Origin of the sequence: Actinomadura sp. NPDC023710 (assembly GCF_040639875.1) — a bacterium.
Taxonomy (GTDB): domain Bacteria; phylum Actinomycetota; class Actinomycetes; order Streptosporangiales; family Streptosporangiaceae; genus Spirillospora; species Spirillospora citrea.
On the sequence record NZ_JBFAGB010000004.1, the window covers coordinates 37,550 to 57,921 of the forward strand.

Below are 20,372 nucleotides of genomic sequence, written 5' to 3' on the forward strand. Positions count from 1 at the left end.
CACTCGACCTCGGGGCCGCCGATAGTTCGCATCGAGGTGGTTAGCGAGTCGTCGTCTTCCTCTGCGCGGCCAGTGTCCGGTGTCCACGGAGCGCATCAAGGTCGCCTACGGCGTTGCTGCGCGATCGGCTGCGCCGACCCTTGGCCCGCTCCGTGGACGCAACCTACACATGGAACACCGTCCAACCTCAGCAGACGAGCTGGGAGGAGGGTGGGTTGCTACTTCTGAAAAGCGGAAGGTCGGCGGTTCGACCCCGCCCCTGCCCACCTCACCGAGCAGCATCAAGAAGCGCCCGACCTGCAAGAACAGGTCCGGGCGCTTCTCTCGCCCGTCCGGCTGTGTCACCGGCCCTCGCCGAGCATCTGTGCCGAATACGCGCCGAAGAAGACGCCCTTCCACGACCGGGGTGCTTCATGGCTGGGCAGGCGTCAGCCCTTCCCTCGAAGACCTGACGCAGTCGTTATCCGGGGCTGATTTCTAGGAACCCTTGTCAGACCCCGATTATGGGCTTGGTCGGTTGTCCGCCATGTTCGTCACGTAGAACCGAGGAACGGTACGGAACCTCCTGCCACTACCCCATGTCGCTGCGTCCGTCTCCAAGGTTTGCTCAGGGGCGGCTACGGCCGGCCCTAGGTCAGGGCGGGGCGTGGCGTAGATGAACTGCATGACGACGAACCCCCGGAAATCGGTCCGCGACACCACTCAACCCCCTACGTGGCGCACATGAAGAAAGCCGTACGGCTCCCCCGCCACAGCCCCGGCACCCGCAATTCCAACCCACAGAGTGTCACAGGGTGGCGAAAGTGGTTCCGATGGCCGTCATCCGCTCGACGGTGAGGGCCGGGTCGAGCAGGGCTTCGGGGGTGTGCAGGCCCGGGCCGGCAGGTTCGCCGCGCAGGCCGAGGAGCCGCTCGACGCCGAGGGCGATGCCGAGGGCCGTGAGGGGGCGCTGGCCGGCGGGGTGGAAGAGGTGGCGGCGGGTGCGGAGAGGGTCGCCGGACGGGCCGGTTCCCTCCAGGTCGATGAGGACCTCGGTGGAAGCCGGCTCGCCGCGTCTGCGGCTTGCCGAAGCGCCGACGGCGAAGTCGAAGTGGACCTCGCCCGCCCCGGTGGCCAGGGCGAGACTCGGGACGTCGAGGATGGCGATCCGCTGGCCGGGCAGCACGACACCGTCGATGCTGGGCACACCCACCTCCGCCTCGGCCCCGGAGACCCAGGTGAAGGCCCCGTCCTGGCGCACCAGGCCGGCGGAGGTGACGGCGGCCAGGCGCTCCAGGTCGTCGAGCGCTGCCGGTCCGCCGGCGTCCTGGTCGTCGAGGACGGCGGCGATCCGGATGGCGTCGAGCCGCCCGAACTCCCGGGCCAGGTCCATGGCCACGAGGACGACGAGGCCGGCCAGATAGTGGCTGGCCAGCAGCACCGGAACGGCACTCGCCCGCTGGGCGGCGGCGACGACCTCCGGGGCGATGCCGACCAGGCCGCTGGAGATGCTGAGGTAGGGCAGGCCGCGCTCCTGGGCGTAACCGAGCCCGTGCAGGCGGGAGTCACGCACAGCTGCGATTACGGCGGAGAAGTCCTGCTCGGCAGGGAGGCCGAGGTCGGGACGCTGAAGGTCGAGGGTGACGGCGATGGCGTTGCCGAGTTCGTCGGCGACCTTGCGGGCGCGGTCGAGGTTGCGGCCCGCGATGGCCAGGGGCAGGTCCGGGTGCCACTCCCGTAGGACGGCAGCGGTGTCCGAACCCGCCTGACCTGATCCGCCCATGATCAAAACCGGCTGCTTCATCTGCAGAGTCCTCTCACTCACATCAAGCTACATTTTGTAGCCTACATTTTGTAGCTTAGGCTGGTGTCGTGACGCAAGGGAGGACGATGAGGGCATCGACGACCCGCCTGTCCAAACAGGCCAGGCGAGAGCAACTGCTCGACTCGGCGACGGCGATCGTCCGCGACCGTGGGGCCGACGGCCTGACCCTGGTCACGCTGGCTGAGGCCGCCGAGGTGAGCAGGCCGATCGTGTACGACCACTTCGGCACCCGTCAGGGGCTTCTCATCGCGCTCTACCGGCGGCTCGACGAGCAACACCGGGCCGCGCTGACGCAGGCACTGACGGAAGCAGGGCCTGACGCATACGGGGTCGCAAGGCTGATGGGCCAGGCCTACCTCACCTGCGCCACAGCCATGCCGGAGCTCAACGCGATCTCGGCGGCGCTGAAGGGGAGCCCGGAGATGGAAGCGGTCCAGCACGAACTGCTCGATGACTACACCGACCTGATGGCCGACGCGCTGGCCCGCCACTCCGGCCTCGGCGCCCAGGCGCTCCGGCTGCGCTGCGCCGGCGCACTGGGCGCCGCCGAGGCGATCGCCGCCGAACTCAACCACGGGCGCACGACCGCCGCCGACGCAACCGACGCGCTAACCGACCTGATCATGAGCTGCCTGGCCGCCGCGCCCCGCCGCTAACGCGACTCGCCGTTCGCATGGCTTCGTCCGCGTGTAGCGGCAACGTTCGTTGATGAGTTTGGGCAGCACCAGCAGCGGCAGCGCGTAGGCCAGCCGCATAGCCCAGCGGGGGGCCGGCCGTTCGGTGTCGCTGGTTGCCGGGACCTTGTGCGTAATTGGCTTGGGCGGCACCTTTCGTCCACGTACAGTGCGCTCCTAGTAGCCCCCCGGAGGTCGCAGGAGAAGGTAAGGCGGTATGAAGAGCAGGAGCCCCCAGGAGAAGAAGCAGCTCAGTTACGCCAAGGACCGTCGCAACGCGTACGCGGAGAACGATAAAAGTTCCAGGAACGCGGTTCGGCTGAACAAGCGATTTCCCAATCGTGCCAACCGTCATCGCCTTCATCAGCTTCTTCAGGAAGCCGCGGGCAGTCCCGACATGGGGAAGGCGGTCGAGGTTGAGGAGCGTCTGGCACGTCGGCGGCCGAAGACATGGCGCAAGGAGCCCGGCCTGCCGTTGGGAGATTGGGTCGAGAGCAGATTGCAGCGGCGTCTCCGACTGGAGGACGACGCACGGGCCGATGAGGGACGTCTTGCCCGAGTTCGACGGCGTGGCCGGCGGGTCAAGCTCCGCACTCTCCCCAAGGCGCGTGTCGCGACCGAGGGCACCGTCGAGCGGCGTTGGTAGCGACTACTTCTGTTCTCGCCGTGATCTGATGGCAAGTCCGTTTCAGGAGTTGCTCGGGCCGGCCAGCGCGAGGTCGAGTACGTCGATGCCGACCGGTGTGCGGGCGGTGTCGATCCGGCTCACCGACCACGGACCGGGCAGCCGGTGCAGCAGCCCGCATATCGCGATCGCGACCTGATGGCGGGCCAGGTGCGCGCCAAGGCAGAAGTGCACGCCGTGGCCGAAGGACAGGTGGTGGCCTGGAGCGCGGTCCGGCCGGAATCGGTTCGGCTCGGTGAACACTCTGGGGTCTCGGTTGGCGGAGAGGATCATGGTGATCACCCGCTGGCCGGACTCGATCGCGTGTCCGGCGATGCTCGTTGGGACGGTGGTGAACCGGTCGGTGCCACCGGTCGGCGGGAGAAACCGCAGGACCTCCTCGATGGCGCTGGGCACCAGATCGGGGTTCGCGCGCAGTGCGGCCAGCGCGTCCGGGTGGGCCGTCAGGCACAGCACGGTGTTGACCAGCAGCGTCCTGGTGGTCTCGTGGCCGTTGATGAGCAGCAGGGTGCAGAAGTTGAGCAGCTCGTCGTCGGTGAGCCGGGTGCCGTCCGGTTCGGCGGCCAGGAGGACACTGATGATGTCGTCCCGGGGGCGGGTGCGACGATCTGCGAACGCCTCGTGGAAGTACTCGGTCAGCTCGGTCCGAGCGGTTCGGAACGCCGCCTGCCGTGCCGGGTCCTGGGCGAACGCGCCGGCGAAGGAGGTGATCGCCTCGGTCCAGCGCACGAAGTCCGGCTGCCGGGCGGGCTCGATGCCGAGCAGCGCGGCGATGGTACGCACCGGCAGTGGGTGGCCGAGCCGGCCGATCACGTCCAGCTCACCGTCCACTTCGGTCAGTTGGGCCCGCACCGTGTCGGTGATCCAGGGCAGCAGCGTCTGAACCGCGCGAGGAGTGAAGGCCCGGCTGACGAGCTTGCGCAGCAGGTGGTGTCGCGGTGGGTCGATCGCGGCGAGGCTGCCCAGGACCGGGTTGTTCCGGTGCGGCACGGGTCGCGCGCTGTAACGCAGTTCGTCGGAGGAGAACACCTGATAGTCGGTCAGTACCTGCTTGACTTCGGCGTGGCCGTGTACAGCCCAGGCGCCCAAACCTTCCAGGTAACGCATGCCGTCGCCGGCAAGACCGTGCCGCGCGGTTTCTCGGTGCCAGTCGAGGATCTTCTCGACGACCTCATTGCCCATGCCGCGAGCGTGTCATCCTGGGTCTGGCGAAGCTTGGAGAAAACGGACATCGCGCAGCAACGTGTTCGGCGGCACACCCACCGCTTCCCGGAACTCGGCGAGCAGGTGCGATTGGTCGTAAAAGCCACTACTTGCCGCGATATTGGCCCACTGCGGAGGTTCGCCCCGAGCCAGTGCAGACTGCGCGGCGGCCAGTGCCTCGTGCAGTCGGACCACCCGGATGTAGGCCTTGGGCCGGAGCCCGACGGCGACCACGAACCGGCGCCGCAACTGCCGTTCGGACAATCCCACCTCAGCCGCGTGCCGGGCCACAGGAGCGCCCGGTGCCGCGTGCATGAACGCCACCACCTTGCGCACCCGTTCGTCGACGCGGCACTGCCCCGCCCGCGCCCGTACCAGCGCCAGCGCGCCCGCAAGCCGTGCCTGCGCCGTCCCCGGCAGGCGCCCGACCTCGATGGGTGCCCCGGCCAGCGGCACCTCGTCGGCCGCCACTCCGAACAACCCGGTCACGGTGCCCGGTCGCAACCGCACCCCGACCAGTGCTCCGCCCTTGGGCAGCGGCCCCTGCCGGCAACGTCTCTCCGGCCCGGCCAGCCGGCACCGCCCGTCCGGCATCACCAGCAGGTCGACGGCGGGCTGCGGTAGTGCTCGGGGCGCCGCAGCGCCACCCACGATCCAGCACCCGACCACGAGGCGGGCCAGGTCGGCGGGGACGGGCAGCTCGGTCACAGGTGCAGTCAACCCGCCCGGCACCCGAGAGGCCAACGATTAACGCAGTGCGGCTCCTTTTGAAGAAGACCCTGACAGTCGGCTTGGCGGGACGCCCCGATCGGCGTATCGGCGTCCTGCTTGGATGCGCCGGGGGCCGGTGCCTACGTCAGGGGTAGGAGGTGTCGTGGACGCCTGCCGGAGCGCCCATGGCGTCTTGGAGTGACTCCAGGAGCTTTTTCAGGTCGCGTCCCTTGGGCTCGTTCAGGAATGTGGTCACGGCGGCGTAGACGTCCACCGTCGCGTTCGGATGGGCTGCGTCGTGCTCACCCATGAGAAACCGGGCGAAGGTGGGGGATTCCGGGTCCTCGTCGAGCACCCATTCGCCGCCGACGTCGCTGAACATGTACTCGGCGCAGTACGCGGTCAGGAGCAGGTCGAAGGGCTTGTAGCCGATCATCTCGAACGGGGTGAGGTCCTCGGAGGCGCAGATCGTGCTCATGTGCGTGAGGCCGTGGCTCGGGTGTTCGAGGAGGATCTCGGGCGGGTTCCAACGGGAGAGCTGGCCCAGGTGGACGACCAGTTCGCGACTCGCTTCGGCCCAGGTCGGCAGCAGTTCCCGGCGCTCGTCGCGGACACGGGCGGCCGCGTCCGGGGTCAGCGGGTCGGGCAGCGGCTGCTCCGGATCGAACGGGTACGCCATGAACTCTCCTGATCTTGGAACGGTCGGACACGGACGCGAGCGTCGAGCGATCGGACAGGATCGCAGACCTCGGCCCGCTGTTCCCTGGGCATCGCCTCTTCGAGATGACGCTCAGGGGTGCTCTGCTCGGAGACCGTCGACGAGGATCGACAGCAGGCGCGGTCCTCGTGCGTCGAGTTCGGCGTCGTCCAGCCGCGACAACCAGCTGATGAGCACGATGACGTCGCGGGCTTCGGCGTCGGCGCGGACGGTGCCGGCCGATCGGCCGGCGGCCAGCAGCTGCTCCACCGCCTCACCGATCGGGCCGAGGCTGTGGGCGGCGAGGTCACGCCACGTCGCGGCCTCGACGGCGGCGAACACGTCGCGCTTGACCCGGGCGTAGGCGGCCACCCGATCGAACCACGCCGCCAGCGCCTCCAGCGGCCGGTGGGTCGCCAGGAGACGCGGAGCGGCGGCTACGAGGTCCTCCACTTCATGGCGGTACACCTCGGCGAGGAGGTCCTCGCGTGTGGGGAAGTGCCGGTAGAGGGTGCCCTGCCCGATGCCGCAGGCCTTCGCGACGGCGTTGAGCTTCAACTCCCCCGGCCCGCGCACGAGATCGCGTGCGGCCTGAAGGATTCGCTCCCGGTTGCGCTGTGCGTCCGCACGCCGCGTCCCGCCGCTCTGGACGGAAGCGGACACGTGTCCGCTAAGGTCGTCGGTATAACCGGACATGTGTCCCATTCTAGGCGGAGGTTCCTCATGACCACTCACGGCAAGGTCATCGCCATCACCGGCGCCAGCAGCGGAATCGGTGAGGCGACGGCTCGCCACCTCGCCTCGCTCGGTGCGGCCGTCGTGCTCGGCGCCCGCCGCACCGAGCGGCTGGACCGGTTGGTCGCCGAGATCGAGGCCGCCGGCGGCGCGGCGGCCGCCACGCGGGTGGACGTCACCCGCCCCGAGGACCTGCAGTCGCTCGTCGCCCTCGCCGTCGAGCGCTTCGGTCGTCTGGACGTCCTGGTGGGCAACGCCGGGGTCAGCCGGATCGGCTCCGTGGCCGACCTGGACGTCGAGGGCTGGTCGGCGATGGTCGACGTGAACGTCAAGGGGATCCTGCACGGGATCGCCGCGGCCCTGCCGGTGTTCCGCCGCCAGGGCGGCGGCCACCTGGTCACCGTCGTCTCGACGTCCGGCCTGAAGATCGTCCCCACCCAGGCGGTGTACGCCGGGACGAAGAACGCGGTACGAACCCTTCTTGAGGGCCTGCGCCAGGAGAGCACCGACGGGGTCCTGCGGACCACGTCGATCTCCCCCGGCTACGTCCGCACCGAACTCATCGACAACGCCGTCGACGATCCGGCCGTGCGGGAGCAGGCCAGGCAGAACATGGCCGACCTCGGTATCGACCCCATGGCGGTGGCTCGGGCGATCGCCTTCGCGATCGACCAGCCGGACGACGTCGAGATCGGGGACCTGACCATTCGACCGACCCGCCAGGGCTGAGCCGTTCGGTTCGTGTCATGGCCATGCTCGCTCGGCGCGGCGCCATCGCTGCGGGGTGGTGCCGTAGCGGTTGCGGAAGCGGCGGACGAGATAGGTGGCGTCGCGCAGTCCGGTTCGGGCGGCCACGGCGTCGAGGGGCAGGTCGGTCTCGCGCAGCATCCGCCGGACTTCGATCATGCGCCGTTCGGTGATCCATTCGAGGAGGGGACGGCCGGTGCGCCGGCGGAGCACAGTCGTGAGGTGTCCGGGCGTGTAGCCGAGCGTGCGGGCGACGTCCGCGGCGGAGACCGGCTCGCGGAACGTCGCCTCGATCTCGGCGAAGACCTGCTCGACGAGCGGGTCCGGCGCGCCGGGAGCGGAGGGTGCCAGTCGCGCGGCCGCGACGAGGAGGCGGGTGAGCGTGGCGGCGATGGCCTCGCGGGCCCCGAGACGGCCTGGGTCGGCGAGTTCCTCGGCCAGGTCCGTCAGCAGCGCCGACCAGGTCGCCCGGTCGGGTTCGGCGACCCGGCCGTGCCCGGCGCCGGGCGCGAACAGAGCGAGGAGGGGGTGGTGCGTCCAGGTCAACGGGGAGACCGAGGCCAGGGCGGGGACGGCGTCCGGAGTGAACGCCACCGACCACGCGCGGCTGTGGGCGAGTTCGGTGACGTCCGCGACGCCGATGACCTGCCCGGGCGACACGGCGTGGACCTCTCCGGCGCGCAGCGGCCGTTCGGCGCCGCCGATGACGACCGAGCCCGCGCCTTCCTCGACGTAGACGAGGACGAGGAAGTCGTGGGCGTGCCGGTGGTCCGGCGGCAGGTCGGCGTGGGCGGTTTCGGTGTCGAGGCGGGTCACCGAGATGGGAGGCAGGCCGGGGCGCTGCTGGTAGCGGTAGACGGGCGTCCCGTCGAGCCGAACCGTGCGCAGCCTCGACTGGGAGCCCGGCGAGGCGCTGACCGAAGAATGTCCCATGACTCCCAACGTATGTCCTGCTCGGTAGCCGCGGAATGTCCAAGACTCGGAGGTGACGACGGCAGGCCTGTGAGGACTCTTCACGGCAGACCGCCACCGAATCTCTGGAGGGGCACCCATGGACGTTCGCATCCTCGACCAGCGCACCCCGGAGGAGCGGGACCGCCCGTTCCTGCCCGGCGCGGGCAAGACCTGGCTCCTCCCGTTCTATGACGTCTTCTCCGGGGTGGCCGGCGTCCGGGCACTGCACGAGCGGGCGGTCGGACTCGCCGGTATCGAGCCTCGCCAGGCGGTGGTCGACGTCGGCTGCGGCACGGGGAACCTGTCGCTCGCCGTGCTCGCGGCCCAGCCCGCCGCGCGGGTGACCGGCCTCGACCCCGATGCGGACGCCCTGCGCAGGGCCGCCCGCAAGGCGCGCCGCCGCGGCGTCGATCTCACCCTCGTTCAGGGATACGCCGACCGGATCCCCGCCCAGGACGCCTCGCTCGACCATGTGGTCTCGTCGTTGGCCCTGCACCACCTCGATGACGACGGTCGGAGCGCGTTCGCGCGCGACGCGCTGCGTGCCCTTCGACCTGGAGGAACGGTCACCATCGTCGACTTCGGCGGCCCCTCGTCCCATGTCGGGGGCGCCGACCACTCCACGCATGGCCACGGCCGCGGCCTCGCCCACGTCCTCCGGCACCTGCCCCGCCTCAGGCGGGCCCGGCCGGCGCACGACCACGTCATGTCCCACGACCATGGCGACGGCGTCATCGCGCTGCTCGCCGCGGCCGGGTTCGACGACGTCCGGGAGGTCGCGCACGCCCTCCGAAGGTTCGGCCGGGTCACCTTCGTGCAGGCGACCCGCCCTTTGAGCTGACACGCACGTCCTCGATGTTTCGGACGAGGGCGGACCGCCTCAGACGTCGGCGAACCGGGGCGCCGGGCTCGCGGTCCGGGTCAGGGGACGAAGGTGATCTCGGGGAACCTCGGGGACGGGCCGGACAGCAGGTGGCCGTCACGGTGCCGCAGGTGAAGGTCGAAGAACGCGGTCAGGTAGGCGCGCTGGGCGGCGATGGCCCGGTCCGCGGGGATCGTGCCGAAGGTGGAGTCCAGCCTCGCGATCACCTCGGGTGGGAGCGGCACGGCCTTCTCGAGTTGCCGCACGAGCGGGGGCATGTCGGTGTAGGTCTGGTGGGCGGCGCCGCTCAGCCGGAGGTCGAGGCGCCAGCCCCGCAGGTTCGACCAGAACTCCGTCCAGGTCGAGTCGTTGAAGCGGCCGTGGGTGGGGCTGCCCATCAGCATGAACGGACGGTCGAGTCCGGTGGCGGCGGCGGGCCCGTTGATGCTGCCGTCCAGGTCGACGCCGGCGCGGACACGGCGGTCCTCCGCCATGATCTCGGCCGCCGTGTCGCCGCCGACCGAGTGCCCGAACATGCCGGTCCTCGACAGATCCAGAGTCCTCCGCAAACCGCGGGGCAGCCTGCGGTGTTCGGCGTCGGGATTCTTTCCGGCGTCCAGCTTCGCGAGTGCGTTGAGGACGAACCTCGTGTCGGCCTGGCGGACCCTCAGCGACTTGGCGTGCTCGGCGTCGGACGGCTCGGGCGGCTGCTTCCCGAGCTCCAGCCGGCCACCGGGGAACTCCACGAACGAGGCCTCGTAAGTGTGGTCGATGGTGACGACCACGTAGCCCCGGCTGGCCAGGTCCTCGACCAGCGCCGTGTTGAACTGGCGCATCCCGGCGAATCCAGGGGAGAAGAGCACCACCGGATGGCTGCGCGGGCGTGGACCGGCGGCGGGCGCGTCCTGGTAGGCGTGGGTCAGCGGAAGGTCGACGTTGTCGAGCGATGTTCCGAGGCTCTGGCTGGTCTGCTTCTTGTAGAGCGCCGCCGACTTCGGCGGAAGCCAGGGGGCGCGGCGCTCTCCGCGGGTTCTCGCGGCCGGATACCACACACTGATCATCAACTCGCGCGGTGACGAACGTGAAAGCCACGGGTCCTTGCGGGAACGGTCGACCAGGTGCAGGGACGTCGTTCCGATCCGGTGCGGACCGGTCGGCTCCGGCAAGGCCAGCTGGACGCGGCCGTTCCGCTGCCCGGACGAGGCGAGAGCGGTCTTCCCCGCAGGAGCGTCCCCTTTCGCGACGGCCACTCCCGCGGCGGCGAACACGAGCCCGAGGGTCCCGGCGGCGGCCACCGCCGCCCGGAGCCGTACCGAACGGTGCCTCACTGGGCTGGAATCCGCGTTGGAGATCATTGCCTGAGACTGACATCGCGGGAACGCCGATGACAGGCCGCCGGCACTGGCTCAGGGTAAGACCCGGGACAACCCTGAAGCGGTCTCCGGGTCGGCACGACCGCCGCGGCGAAGGCCTTGGCCGGGCGCTCAGGCGGCGACCTGGCGCCGGTTGCATCCCTCTCGGGTAGGGGCGGCGGGTTCCCCTTGCAGGACGATGCGTGGTCGATCACCCGTCGATCATGCTCCGTGCATGCAACTGATCTCCAGGACGGTGGGAATGCTGGCGGCCGCGCTCGCCGTGGTCGCGGCGGGCGGCATGGCCGCCGGCCCGGCGGGAGCCGGGACTCCGCAGCCGACGCCGCAGAGCGGCGCGGGTTGCGTGCCGGTGGCCCGTGCGGTGTGCGGAACGGTCCAGGTGCCGCTGGTGCGGGCTCGTCCCGAGCTCGGCGGCACCACGGTGGCCTACGTGTTGGTCGGGCACCGCGACACGTCCCGACCTGCCGAGGGAACGGTGACGATCAATCCCGGGGGCCCCGGCGATTCCGCGATCGCGTCCGCCTCCCGGTACGCGAAGATGTTCGGCGGCCTGTTGGAGGACCACGACCTGCTGCTGGTCGATCCGCGCGGGGTGAACCGCTCCGGTCCGGTCACCTGCGGAGCCCTCGGTTCACTGCCCGCGACCCGTGACGGGTTCGTACGGGCGATCGGCGAGTGCGGTCGGGCGCTGGGGGCTCGCGCGCGCGGCTACACCTCGGCCGAGACCGCCGACGACATCGACGCCGTCCGCGCCAAGCTGCGGATCGGGCGGCTGGACCTGCTCGGAGAGTCCTACGGCACCTACCTCATGACCGTCTACGCGCAGCGGCATCCCGGCCGGGTGCGCTCCGTGGTGCTCTCCAGCGCCTACCCGCTCGACTTCGACATGTGGGCACGTCCCAACGCGAGCGCCGCCCGCCGAGCGCTGCGGCTGATGTGCGGGCGCAGCGCGGGCGCCTGCGACGGTGACCAGGTCCTGCGGGATGTCGCGCGGCTCGCCCAGCGGCTGCGCGCGAGGCCGATCCCCTACACGCTGGACGGCCCGCAGCGCCTGCTGGACGACACCGCCCTGGCCGCGATCGTCTACGCCTCGGCCAAGTCGGCCCCCGCCGGGATCGGCGACATTCCCGCGATGGTCCGCGATGCTCTGCAAGGCGACACCACGGCGCTGGTCGACGCCGCCCGGCAGGTGGCACCGCTGAACGGGTCGGCGCTCCGCCGGGAAGAGCAGCAGCCTTTCAATCCCGAACTGGCCGCGGCCGTGATGTGCAACGACTACCCGACGCTGTGGAACCGCAGGGCACCGGTCGCCGCCCGGCTCCGGCAGTTCTCCGCCGGGCGCGCGGCACTGCCCGAGCGGACCTACTGGCCGTTCGGAAAGACGGCCTGGACCAGCATGAGCTACGACCAGGGCGACGCATGCGTTCGCTGGCCCGACCGCCGCGGCCCGGTGCAGCGGACCAGCGGGCCGTTCCCCGACGTCCCGGTGCTGGTCGTCTCCGGTGACCTGGACGCCAACACCCCGACCGCCATGGGACGGCAGGCCGCACGTCAGTTCCGCCGCGCCACGGTGGTGGAGGTGCCCAACGTCGGTCACGTGGCCGAGCAGGAGCCCAGCGGCTGCGTGGCCGCGATCCAGACCGGCTTCATCCGCGGCCTGCGAGTCCCCGGCACCTCCTGCCTGGCCGGCATCCCTCCCGCCCCCGTACGGCCCTGACGGGCTCGGATTCCGTGAACCGACGGCGCGGCTTCGGTGTGTTCGGTCGTCCGGAACGCGTGCACTGACGGACCGGAATGGTGGCTCTCCGTCGGCCCAGCGACACGGTAAGGGGCAAGGAGGGGGCACCTTGACCCTGTGCCCACAAACGAAATGAAAGAACAAGAAACGCTGCATATCCAGCAGCAGAGGCTCGGGGCGATCCGGGACGCGATCTCGGATCTCCCCGGAGCGAAGTTGACCGGACCCGCCTGGACTCTCAGCTCCGAGAAGAGGGCGCTGGATCTGCTGATCGCCACAGCGCTCTCCCCGGTGTACGTGCCGACGGCCGCCGTCGGAGCATCGCTGATGTTCCTGGCGGACGGCCGTGCGCCGGTCTTCCGGCAGTGGCGGATCGGCAGGGACGGCGTCCCGTTCAGGCTCCTTCACGTCCGGACGATGCAGGACGGCCGAGGGATGGACGCGAGTCGCGGCTCCGACGACCCTCGGGCGACCCGCCCTGGGAAAGTCCTGCGCAAGGGCACCTTCGACCAGTTCCTGGAGGTGTACCACGTGCTCCGCGGTCACATGGCGATGGCCAACCCGCGTCCCCTGCTGCAGTTCGACCGGCAGCTGATGAGGGAAGTCCTGCCCTCTTCCATGTACAGGGAGTGGGACTGGGCGTCGACCATCGGCCGGCCCGGCATGTACAGCACGTTCGGGAACGAGAGCATCGGCCTGGAACCGCAGAGCGAAGCGTTCCTGCTCCGGCGGTCGGAGTGCGACATCGAGGACGCGCACTGCGCCTGCCTGGAACGGGACCTGAGAATCCTCGGTGACACGGCGAAGATCGGCTGGTCCTTCGTCAGCCGCGCTTCGTAGGTCGCCGGGCGTCAGAAAGGGAGGGCCTGGCCGCCGGCCGGGCCCTCCCCCATCTGTTCGCCCCCGTGCCGGCCGGGGACGCCGGTACACCCGCATCGCCCGGTTCCCTCCCCCGGACGGCGCCGCCGAGGGCCCGCTCGGGTGACGGGCCGGAAGTAGGGTTGGGACGTGTTCTCCGGGCAAGGGCCTTCTCTGCGGGAGTTGGCGGTTCAGGCGCTGTCGTCGGTCGAGCGCGGGTACGACCTGCTGGCTCCGAAGTTCGACGGCACGCCCTTTCGGACGCCCGACCGGGTTCTTGATGCGACCGCGGAGTCGCTGCGGCCGTACGGGCCGTTCGGTCGGGGGCTGGACGTGTGCTGCGGAACGGGCGCGGGCATGCGGGTGCTCGGTCCTCTGTGCGAGGGGCGCGTCACGGGGGTCGACTTCAGCGCGGGGATGCTGGCGCAGGCGCGGCAGGCGCACCCGGAGGCCGAGTGGGTCCGGGCGGACGTCCGGGCCCTGCCGTTCGACGGGGCCTTCGACCTCGCGGTCACCTTCGGAGCACTCGGGCACCTGCTGCCCGGCGAGCGGCCCGCGCTCTTCGCCGGGGTTCACCGCTCGCTACGCCCCGGCGGGCTCTTCGCTTTTCCGGTCGGGGCGCCGCCGCCCATCGCGTCCCGCCTGTACTGGGCACTGCTCGGGTTCGACGCGGTCATGCGGGTCAGGAACGCGGTGTGGCGTCCTCCGTTCGTCATGTACTACCGGACCTGTCCGCTGCACGCGCTCAGGAGCGATCTGGCAGCTGCCGGATTCACCGTGACGACCGTCCCTTTGGCGGCTCTGGGCACGCGTGAGGACGGCAGTCCGCGCGGGCGGCTCGTGCTGGCGCGCAGGCCCGAGTCGCAAGACTGAGGTCCGCGCTCAGCCGGGGTGGGCCGGAAGGTCCCGATTGTGGCGGAAAGGGCCTGCCAGGAGGGTCGTGCCGGTGAGGGCCAGCGCGCTCGTGGTGATCCACATGGCGGGCCGTACGCCCAGCGCCGTGCCCAGAGTGCCGCCCGCCAGGGCGCCCAGGGGGATGGTGCCGTAGCCGACCAGTTGCATGCTCACGGTGATCCGGCCGAGCAGCGGGCGGGGGCTGTAGGTCTGCCGGAAGGTTCCCTTGAGGACGTTGCCCGCCGCGACACCCGCGGCGATGACGAACCCGCCGGCGAAGGCCGGAAGGAGCCCCGCTCCCGGTGCGGCGAGGGGGATCAGCAGGCCGAACGGCGCGGCGCCGATCTCGGCGGCGAGCAGGGTGCGGGCCGAGCCGAAGCGGCGGGACGGGACGGGCGCCGCGGCGGCGCCGAGCACGGCGCCCAGGCTGGTCGCGGCGGCGAGGGCGCCGACCATGCCCGGGGTGACGCCGACCTCGCGGACGAGGAACACGACCAGGATCGACTGGTACCCGAACAGGCAGATGTTGCTGGCGGCCGAGAACAGGGTCAGCACCCGCAGGTAGGGGTCGCGGGCCACGAAGCGGAGGCCCTCGGCGATCTCCTGGCGCAGCGTCCCGCGCCGGACGCGCGCGGGGTGAGGCTCGCGTGTCCGGATCGCCAGCAGGCACGCGGCCGAGACGAGATAACCGGCCGCGTCCAGGAGGAGCGCGTTCACCGCGCCCGCGAGCTGGGTGACCAGACCTGCCAGACCGGGGCCGCCGACCTGGGCGGCGGCCTCGGTCGCCTGCACTCTGGCGTTGCCCTCGGCCAGTTCGTCGCGGTCCAGCAGGGACGGCAGGTACACCTGGTAGGCGGTCTGGAAGAACACGCTCGCGCCGCCGGCGCCCAGCGCGACGGCCGCCAGGTGGGCGAGGGTCAGCCGGTCGAGCCAGGCGGCGGCCGGGACGCTGAGGAAGAGCAGCAGGGCCAGCAGGTCGCAGGCGAGCATCACCGGCCGGCGCGGCAGGCGGTCCACCCAGGCGCCCGCCGGAAGGCCGACGAGCAGCCAGGGCGCCCAGGCCGCGGCCGAGAGCAGCGCCACCTGGAGGGTGCTCGCGTCGAGGGTGGAGACCGCGACCAGCGGGAGGGCCACGCTGGTGACGCTGCTGCCCAGCCTGCCGGTGGCCTGGCCGATCCAGAGCAGGCGGAAGTCGCGGTGCCGGCGCAGGCCGCCGCGCGCCGGGGCGGTGACGGTCACGGTCCGGCCGGGGCGGTGGTCACGGTTCGGCCGGGACGCCGTGGGCGAACAGGAAGACGGGCTCGCGGGCCTGCCCGTCGTCCGGGACGTCCCGCCGCTCCCACCGTTCGAGCAGCGCGAGGATCTCCTGCTCCAGCTCGCCGAGTTCGGCGGGCGTCAGGTGCAGCCACCTGTCGACGGAGAAGGCCGCCCCGTTCCATTCCTCCCGCTGCTCCCGGACGGCATGCCAGGCGCGGACCAGGCCGATCTGCCGATCGAGGCCGAGCGAGACGGCCGCGCCGGCCACCGCCTGGCGGGACGGGTCGTCGTCGAAGTCGCCGGTGACCCAGCGCAGCTCCGGTGCCGCGAGCCGCCACCAGCGTTCGCGGCGGTCTCTGGCGAGTTCCGGCGCCTCCGTGATCAGACCCGCGGCGGCGAGCACCTTCAGGTGGTGGCTGATGTTGGCCACGGCCTGGTCGGTCCGGTCGGCGAGGGCGCTCGCGGTGGACGGGCCGTAGACCTTGAGGACGTCCAGGAGGCGCCGGCGGAGCGGGTGCGACATCGCAGCCAGCACTCGGGAGTCGGTCACCTTGGGCGCGCCGTTCGGGTCGGTCATGCGGCCATCGTCACATGCACAAGAACCATTGCGCAATAGCTCTTGTATAGTGCGCCAGCCGATGGTGGCCATGTCGGGGCTGGTCGAAGCCGGGCGGCCGGGGAATGCTGGCAGCGAGGGCGGTCGCGGGTTGGGGGGCGTCATGCCGGTACGGGTGGGCGGAATCGAGTTGCACGCGGGTCCGACGGCGCTGGGCGGGCCCGACGATCTGGACGCGGTGATCCGGGAGTTCATCGGCGGGGCGCGGCACACGCTGCGGATCGCGGTCCAGGAGCTGGACTCCCGGGCGGTCACGGACGCGATCCTCGCCGCGCGGGCGGCGGGTGTGCGGGTGCAGATCATCCTGGAGGGGGACTACCTGCGGGAGGAGCGGCCCGCCGCGGACCCGTGGGCGGCGGCCGGGTCCAACGAGGAGAACCGGCTCATCTACGCGGCGCTGCTGCGCGCGGGGGTGGATCTCATCACCGACCTGAACCCGGCGATCTTCCACCAGAAGTTCGTCGTGCGGGACGACGGCGAGTCGACGGCGGCGGTTCTGACCGGCTCGGCGAACTTCACGCTCACCGACACTGGCAAGAACCCGGCGGGGACGCAGAAGGCGGGCAACAACCTCAACCACGTGGTGGTGCTGCGGGGCCAGCGGGCCGCGTCCCTCTACCTGGAGGAGTTCCTGCGGATGCGGTCGGGGACGTTCGGGGCGCTGCACGAGCGGGTCGAGGCGCGTCCCGCGGAGTTCCGGCTGGGCCGGGTCCGGGTGAAGCCGCTGTTCGCGCCCCGGCACGGGCCCGAGATGGAGATCATGAAGCAGATGCTGAAGGCGTCGGCGAGCGTGGACTTCGCGATGTTCACCTTCGCCCGCTCGTCCGGCATCGACGACACCATGATCCGGCTCGCGCCGTCGATGCGGATCCGCGGCGTGCTGGACCACGGGCAGGGCGTCCAGGCCTGGGCCGCGACCGAGCCGCTGAAGGCCGCCGGGGTGGAGCTGTTCGCGAACAGGCGGGGCACCGGGGTACGGAAGGTGCACCACAAGCTGATGGTCGTGGACGAGCGGCTGGTGATCGCCGGCAGCTTCAACTACACCGCGCCCGCGACGACGCTGAACGACGAGAACATCATCGTGCTGGGCGACCTGGAGGAGACCCGCGAGGACGCCGAGACCGGCCAGCGGGCCATCGCCGCCTACGCGCTCAAGGAGATCGAGCGCGTCATCACCGAACTGGCGGAGCCCGCGTAGGCGGGTGGGCGGCAGGGCGGACGGCCACGGGCACAGCGCTGCCACATTTGCCTCAACGGGACGTCAAATGCATAGGCGGCATGGTTTGCCCAATACGCGTCAAAGGGGACTTATCGACATGAACATGCAGTTCGATCGGGAGGTCTCATGACGACGAGGATGTCCTACGGGGGCCGATCGGCCTCGACAAGCCAGGGCTACCGAATCTCCGGATGGCTCACCTTCGCGGGGGTGCTCTCCATCGTGGTGGGTGCTTTCAACGTCATCGACGGGGTGGTGGCCCTGTTCAAGGACAGCTACTACGTCGCGAACTCCAACCAGATCCTGGTCTTCGACTTCACCGCCTGGGGCTGGTACTGGCTCGTCCTCGGCGCCCTGCAGATCGTCGTCGGTGTCGGAATCCTCACCGGGAAGATGTGGGCGCGGGTGGTCGGCGTGTTGTTCGCGTTCCTCGCCGCCATCGGGCACCTCGCGTTCCTGGCCGCGTTCCCCCTCTGGTCGGTGCTCACCATCGCGCTGTGCATCCTGCTGATGTACGCGCTCATCGCCCCGCCCCCGGGCGCACGCGGAGACTGACGCCCGGGCGCGGGACGCGGACAGCGGGTGGGCGCCGCACCGGCGGACCGGCTGGGTGTGAGGCGCCAGGCGCGCGTCGTGGTGCTGATGGGCTGCGTCCTCGCGCTGAACGCGGCGGACACCGGGGTCATCGGCGCGATCGTCCACGAGCTGCGCAGCTCACTGCACATCGGCAACACGCAGGTCGGGGTGCTGACGGCCGCGCCGGCGGCGGTCGGCGCGGTCGCGACGGTGCCGGTGGGGCAGCTCACCGACCGGGTGCGGCGGGTGCCGCTGCTCGCGGGCAGCGTGGTGCTGTGGAGCGTCGCGATGGCCGTCGGGGGGCTGGCGGAGTCCTACGAATGGCTGCTGGCCTCCCGGGTGGCGCTGGGCGCGGTGACGGCGACGGCGGGGCCCACGGTGGCGTCCCTGATCGGGGACCTGTTCCCGCCCGAGGAGCGGGCCGCGACGTACGGGCGCATCCTCGCCGGGGAGCTGGTCGGGGTCGGGTTCGGGCTGCTGGCGGGCGGCAACATCGCCGCCTTCGCGAGCTGGCGGGTCTCGTTCTGGTTCGTCGCGCTGCTGGGGTTCGTGCTGGCCGTGCTGTTGTGGAGGATGCTGCCCGAGCCGGCGCGCGGCGCGCGGGCGACCTCCGGCGGACGGGGCGGGGAGGAGCTCGCGCAGCGGCAGGTGGGCGAGGCGGGCGTGCGGCCGGACCCGCGCAACGTCCTGACCGAGGACCCCGAGCGGATGACGCTGCCGCAGGCCGCCCGGTACGTGCTCGCCATCCGCACGAACGTGATCATCATCCTGGCGTCCGCGATGGGCTACTTCTTCTTCGCCGGGCTGCGCACGTTCGCGATGGTCTTCGTTCTGGAGCGGTACGCGGTCGGGCGGGGCGGGCTGTCGGCGTTCGTGCCGGTCGTCGGGGCGGCCGCGCTCGCCGGGGTGCTGATCGGCGGGCGGCTGGCCGACCGGCTCCTGCGCGGCGGGAAGGTGACCGCGCGGGTCGGCGTGCCGGCCGCGGCGTTCGCCGCGTCGGCGCTGCTGTTCCTGCCCGCGCTGCTCACCGACCGGGCGCTGATCGCGCTGCCGCTGCTCACGCTCGGCGCCGCCGCGCTGGCCGCGGCGAACCCGCCGCTGGACGCGGTGCGGCTGGACGTCGTCCACTTCCGGCTGTGGGGGCGCGCGGAGGCCATCCGGACGATCGTGCGCATGTCCGGGGAGGCGGTGGCGCCGGTGCTGTTCGGCTGGCTGTCGGGGGTGCTCGGGGCGGGCCGGGCGGCGGGCGTCGGCCTGGACCGGGTGTTCCTGCTGGCGCTGATCCCGCTGCTGGCCAACGGCCTGCTGCTGCTCAGGGCGCGGCGCGCCTACCCGCGGGACGTCGCGTCGGCGCTGGAGTCCGAGCGCCGCTACGCCAGGGGCTCCTAGTCGTCCTTCGGCGGGTCGTTCAGGACGCGGTAGCGGTCCAGGACGCGCTCGAGCTCGCGGCGGTCGCGCTTGGTGGGACGGCCCGCGCCGCGCTCGCGGCGGCCGATCGGGATGAGCGCCTCGCGCGGCGGCGGGGGCGGGCTCTTGTCGATCAGGCACTCCTGGGCGGCGGGCGCGGAGACCCGCTTGCGGACGATCTTCTGCACCACGACGATCCGCTCCCGCCCGTCATGGCGGAGCCGGACGACGTCCCCCGGCTTGACCGCGGTGGACGGCTTGGCGCGCTCGTCGTTCACGCGGACGTGGCCCGCCCGGCACGCGGTCGTCGCCATCGAGCGGGTCTTCAGCAGCCGCACGGACCAGATCCACAGATCGACCCGCACGGACCCCTCATCGCCCATGCGTCCATGATGTCACTTCGGCGCGGGCACCCGCTGCGTGCTGATCCACGCGTCCGCGCGCTCCCAGTTCTCGTAGAGCCAGCTGACGCGGGCGTCGCGGTCGCCGGGAATGTCCTCGGCGGGCACGCGCCACCAGCGGGCGCGGACGGGCCCGGTCAGCGGGACGCGCCGCCAGATGTCCCCGGCCGTGGCCATGTGGTCCAGCCCGCAGTGCGCGACGAACACCACGTCGGCGGACGGGGCGGAGTCGAGCGCGGCCAGCACGCCGCCGGGGCGCGGGGGCATCACGTTGCGCATGGCGGCGGCGCGGGTCGCCTCGTCCGCGCGGCGCATCCGGGCCAGCCGGCGGATCGCGCGGCGGCGGCGCTCCGGGGAGAAGTTGCCGCCCTCGGGGAAGATCAGCAGCGCCTCGCCGGGGCCGAGTCCGTCGGCGAGCCGGCCGACGGCGCCGGCGGCGCCGCCCGGGGTGACGAACACGTTCGGCACCCGGTTGGCGGCGATGTCGATGCAGGGGTCGAGCTGGAGCAGCGCCTTCATGACCACCCGGGGGCGGCGCCGGTACTCGGTCAGCAGGTGGTGGACGATCAGCAGCGCGTCGCCCGGCCCGGCGTGCCGGCTGAGCACGATCAGGGGACGGTCGCCGCCGGAGCCGTCCCAGGTGCCGTCCACCTCGACGCGCAGGCCGAGCCGGCGCTCCGCGGACGCGTAGAGGGCGCCGACGTAGCGGCGGATGATGTCGTAGTGCCGGTCGTCGCGGGTGCGGCGCCGGAGCCACAGCCAGAGGCATTCCAGGACGGCCGCCGTCTCCCGCGTCCCCCACGTGAGGGTGAACCAGAGCAGGCGCAGGGCCCGCTTTCGCTCGCGTCCGGCCAGGGACGTCACCACGTAGCCGACCGGGAACAGCACCACGACCAGAAGGGTCAGGACGAACAGCAGTGGCGTGCACACCAGGCGGCGCACGAAACGGGGTGGCAGCATC

General features: G+C 71.5%; 21 protein-coding genes. 10 read left to right on the forward strand and 11 right to left on the reverse strand.

Annotated elements, in window-relative coordinates; translation table 11 throughout:
* Positions 1-787: 787 nt before the first annotated feature.
* Entirely contained in the window at positions 788-1,783 is a 996-nt protein-coding gene (locus tag AB0H37_RS05820; RefSeq protein ID WP_360611680.1) for a hypothetical protein, read from the reverse strand.
* A gap of 86 nt (positions 1,784-1,869) precedes the next feature.
* Between AB0H37_RS05820 and AB0H37_RS05825 the strand changes: the two genes are divergently transcribed.
* Together AB0H37_RS05825 and AB0H37_RS05830 are read left to right on the forward strand one after the other, a co-directional pair.
* Positions 1,870-2,460 (forward strand): TetR/AcrR family transcriptional regulator, encoded by a 591-nt coding sequence (locus tag AB0H37_RS05825; protein ID WP_360611681.1) that lies wholly within the window; start codon positions 1,870-1,872, stop codon positions 2,458-2,460.
* Between the two features lie 235 nt (positions 2,461-2,695).
* On the forward strand, positions 2,696-3,124 hold the full coding sequence (locus AB0H37_RS05830; protein ID WP_329096339.1) for a hypothetical protein: 429 nt from the start codon (positions 2,696-2,698) through the stop codon (positions 3,122-3,124).
* A 42-nt stretch (positions 3,125-3,166) separates the two neighbouring features.
* On the opposite strand, the gene AB0H37_RS05835 is transcribed toward AB0H37_RS05830, so the two are convergent.
* The 4 genes from AB0H37_RS05835 to AB0H37_RS05850 all read right to left on the reverse strand — a co-directional run bounded on the left by AB0H37_RS05835 (position 3,167) and on the right by AB0H37_RS05850 (position 6,470).
* Positions 3,167-4,345 (reverse strand): cytochrome P450, encoded by a 1,179-nt coding sequence (locus tag AB0H37_RS05835; RefSeq protein WP_360611682.1) that lies wholly within the window; start codon positions 4,343-4,345, stop codon positions 3,167-3,169.
* 12 nt (positions 4,346-4,357) lie between these two features.
* Positions 4,358-5,074 carry an AraC family transcriptional regulator gene (locus AB0H37_RS05840; protein WP_360611683.1) on the reverse strand — a complete coding sequence of 239 codons (717 nt, stop codon included), beginning with the start codon at positions 5,072-5,074 and terminating at the stop codon, positions 4,358-4,360.
* Positions 5,075-5,222: 148 nt separating this feature from the next.
* Positions 5,223-5,756 carry a hypothetical protein gene (locus AB0H37_RS05845; RefSeq protein WP_329096345.1) on the reverse strand — a complete coding sequence of 178 codons (534 nt, stop codon included), beginning with the start codon at positions 5,754-5,756 and terminating at the stop codon, positions 5,223-5,225.
* A gap of 111 nt (positions 5,757-5,867) precedes the next feature.
* A complete protein-coding gene (locus AB0H37_RS05850; protein ID WP_360611684.1) occupies positions 5,868-6,470 on the reverse strand; it encodes a TetR/AcrR family transcriptional regulator in 603 nt (200 codons plus the stop codon).
* A gap of 27 nt (positions 6,471-6,497) precedes the next feature.
* Between AB0H37_RS05850 and AB0H37_RS05855 the strand changes: the two genes are divergently transcribed.
* Positions 6,498-7,238, forward strand: coding sequence for an SDR family oxidoreductase (locus tag AB0H37_RS05855; RefSeq protein WP_360611685.1), 741 nt, complete (start codon positions 6,498-6,500; stop codon positions 7,236-7,238).
* Between the two features lie 15 nt (positions 7,239-7,253).
* Here AB0H37_RS05855 and AB0H37_RS05860 read toward each other — a convergent pair whose 3' ends face one another.
* A complete protein-coding gene (locus AB0H37_RS05860; RefSeq protein WP_329096350.1) occupies positions 7,254-8,189 on the reverse strand; it encodes a helix-turn-helix domain-containing protein in 936 nt (311 codons plus the stop codon).
* Between the two features lie 118 nt (positions 8,190-8,307).
* Between AB0H37_RS05860 and AB0H37_RS05865 the strand changes: the two genes are divergently transcribed.
* Positions 8,308-9,051, forward strand: coding sequence for a class I SAM-dependent methyltransferase (locus AB0H37_RS05865; RefSeq protein ID WP_360611686.1), 744 nt, complete (start codon positions 8,308-8,310; stop codon positions 9,049-9,051).
* A gap of 80 nt (positions 9,052-9,131) precedes the next feature.
* Here AB0H37_RS05865 and AB0H37_RS05870 read toward each other — a convergent pair whose 3' ends face one another.
* The gene (locus AB0H37_RS05870; RefSeq protein WP_360611687.1) at positions 9,132-10,400 is read right to left on the reverse strand and encodes a lipase; all 1,269 of its coding nucleotides are present in this window, start codon (positions 10,398-10,400) and stop codon (positions 9,132-9,134) included.
* Between the two features lie 259 nt (positions 10,401-10,659).
* Here AB0H37_RS05870 and AB0H37_RS05875 point away from each other — a divergent pair, with 259 nt between their 5' ends.
* From AB0H37_RS05875 to AB0H37_RS05885, 3 genes are all read left to right on the forward strand, one after another.
* Positions 10,660-12,162 carry an alpha/beta fold hydrolase gene (locus tag AB0H37_RS05875; protein WP_360611688.1) on the forward strand — a complete coding sequence of 501 codons (1,503 nt, stop codon included), beginning with the start codon at positions 10,660-10,662 and terminating at the stop codon, positions 12,160-12,162.
* A 237-nt stretch (positions 12,163-12,399) separates the two neighbouring features.
* A complete protein-coding gene (locus AB0H37_RS05880; protein ID WP_360611689.1) occupies positions 12,400-13,023 on the forward strand; it encodes a sugar transferase in 624 nt (207 codons plus the stop codon).
* Between the two features lie 201 nt (positions 13,024-13,224).
* Positions 13,225-13,914 (forward strand): class I SAM-dependent methyltransferase, encoded by a 690-nt coding sequence (locus AB0H37_RS05885; RefSeq protein WP_329096360.1) that lies wholly within the window; start codon positions 13,225-13,227, stop codon positions 13,912-13,914.
* A 9-nt stretch (positions 13,915-13,923) separates the two neighbouring features.
* On the opposite strand, the gene AB0H37_RS05890 is transcribed toward AB0H37_RS05885, so the two are convergent.
* A complete protein-coding gene (locus AB0H37_RS05890) occupies positions 13,924-15,174 on the reverse strand; it encodes an MFS transporter (protein WP_360611690.1) in 1,251 nt (416 codons plus the stop codon).
* Positions 15,175-15,193: 19 nt separating this feature from the next.
* Positions 15,194-15,769, reverse strand: coding sequence for a metalloregulator ArsR/SmtB family transcription factor (locus AB0H37_RS05895; RefSeq protein ID WP_179831985.1), 576 nt, complete (start codon positions 15,767-15,769; stop codon positions 15,194-15,196).
* A 142-nt stretch (positions 15,770-15,911) separates the two neighbouring features.
* Between AB0H37_RS05895 and AB0H37_RS05900 the strand changes: the two genes are divergently transcribed.
* The 3 genes from AB0H37_RS05900 to AB0H37_RS05910 all read left to right on the forward strand — a co-directional run bounded on the left by AB0H37_RS05900 (position 15,912) and on the right by AB0H37_RS05910 (position 18,992).
* Positions 15,912-17,006, forward strand: coding sequence for a phospholipase D-like domain-containing protein (locus AB0H37_RS05900; protein ID WP_329096366.1), 1,095 nt, complete (start codon positions 15,912-15,914; stop codon positions 17,004-17,006).
* Between the two features lie 147 nt (positions 17,007-17,153).
* Positions 17,154-17,582 carry a hypothetical protein gene (locus AB0H37_RS05905; protein WP_179831983.1) on the forward strand — a complete coding sequence of 143 codons (429 nt, stop codon included), beginning with the start codon at positions 17,154-17,156 and terminating at the stop codon, positions 17,580-17,582.
* Positions 17,583-17,609: 27 nt separating this feature from the next.
* Positions 17,610-18,992, forward strand: a complete 1,383-nt coding sequence (locus tag AB0H37_RS05910; RefSeq protein ID WP_360611691.1) for an MFS transporter — start codon at positions 17,610-17,612, stop codon at positions 18,990-18,992.
* On the opposite strand, the gene AB0H37_RS05915 is transcribed toward AB0H37_RS05910, so the two are convergent.
* Positions 18,989-19,393 (reverse strand): RNA-binding S4 domain-containing protein, encoded by a 405-nt coding sequence (locus tag AB0H37_RS05915; protein WP_179831981.1) that lies wholly within the window; start codon positions 19,391-19,393, stop codon positions 18,989-18,991. The two genes, AB0H37_RS05910 and AB0H37_RS05915, sit on opposite strands and share 4 nt — an antisense overlap.
* 12 nt (positions 19,394-19,405) lie before the next feature.
* Positions 19,406-20,371 carry a 1-acyl-sn-glycerol-3-phosphate acyltransferase gene (locus AB0H37_RS05920; protein ID WP_360611692.1) on the reverse strand — a complete coding sequence of 322 codons (966 nt, stop codon included), beginning with the start codon at positions 20,369-20,371 and terminating at the stop codon, positions 19,406-19,408.
* Position 20,372 lies beyond the last annotated feature (1 nt).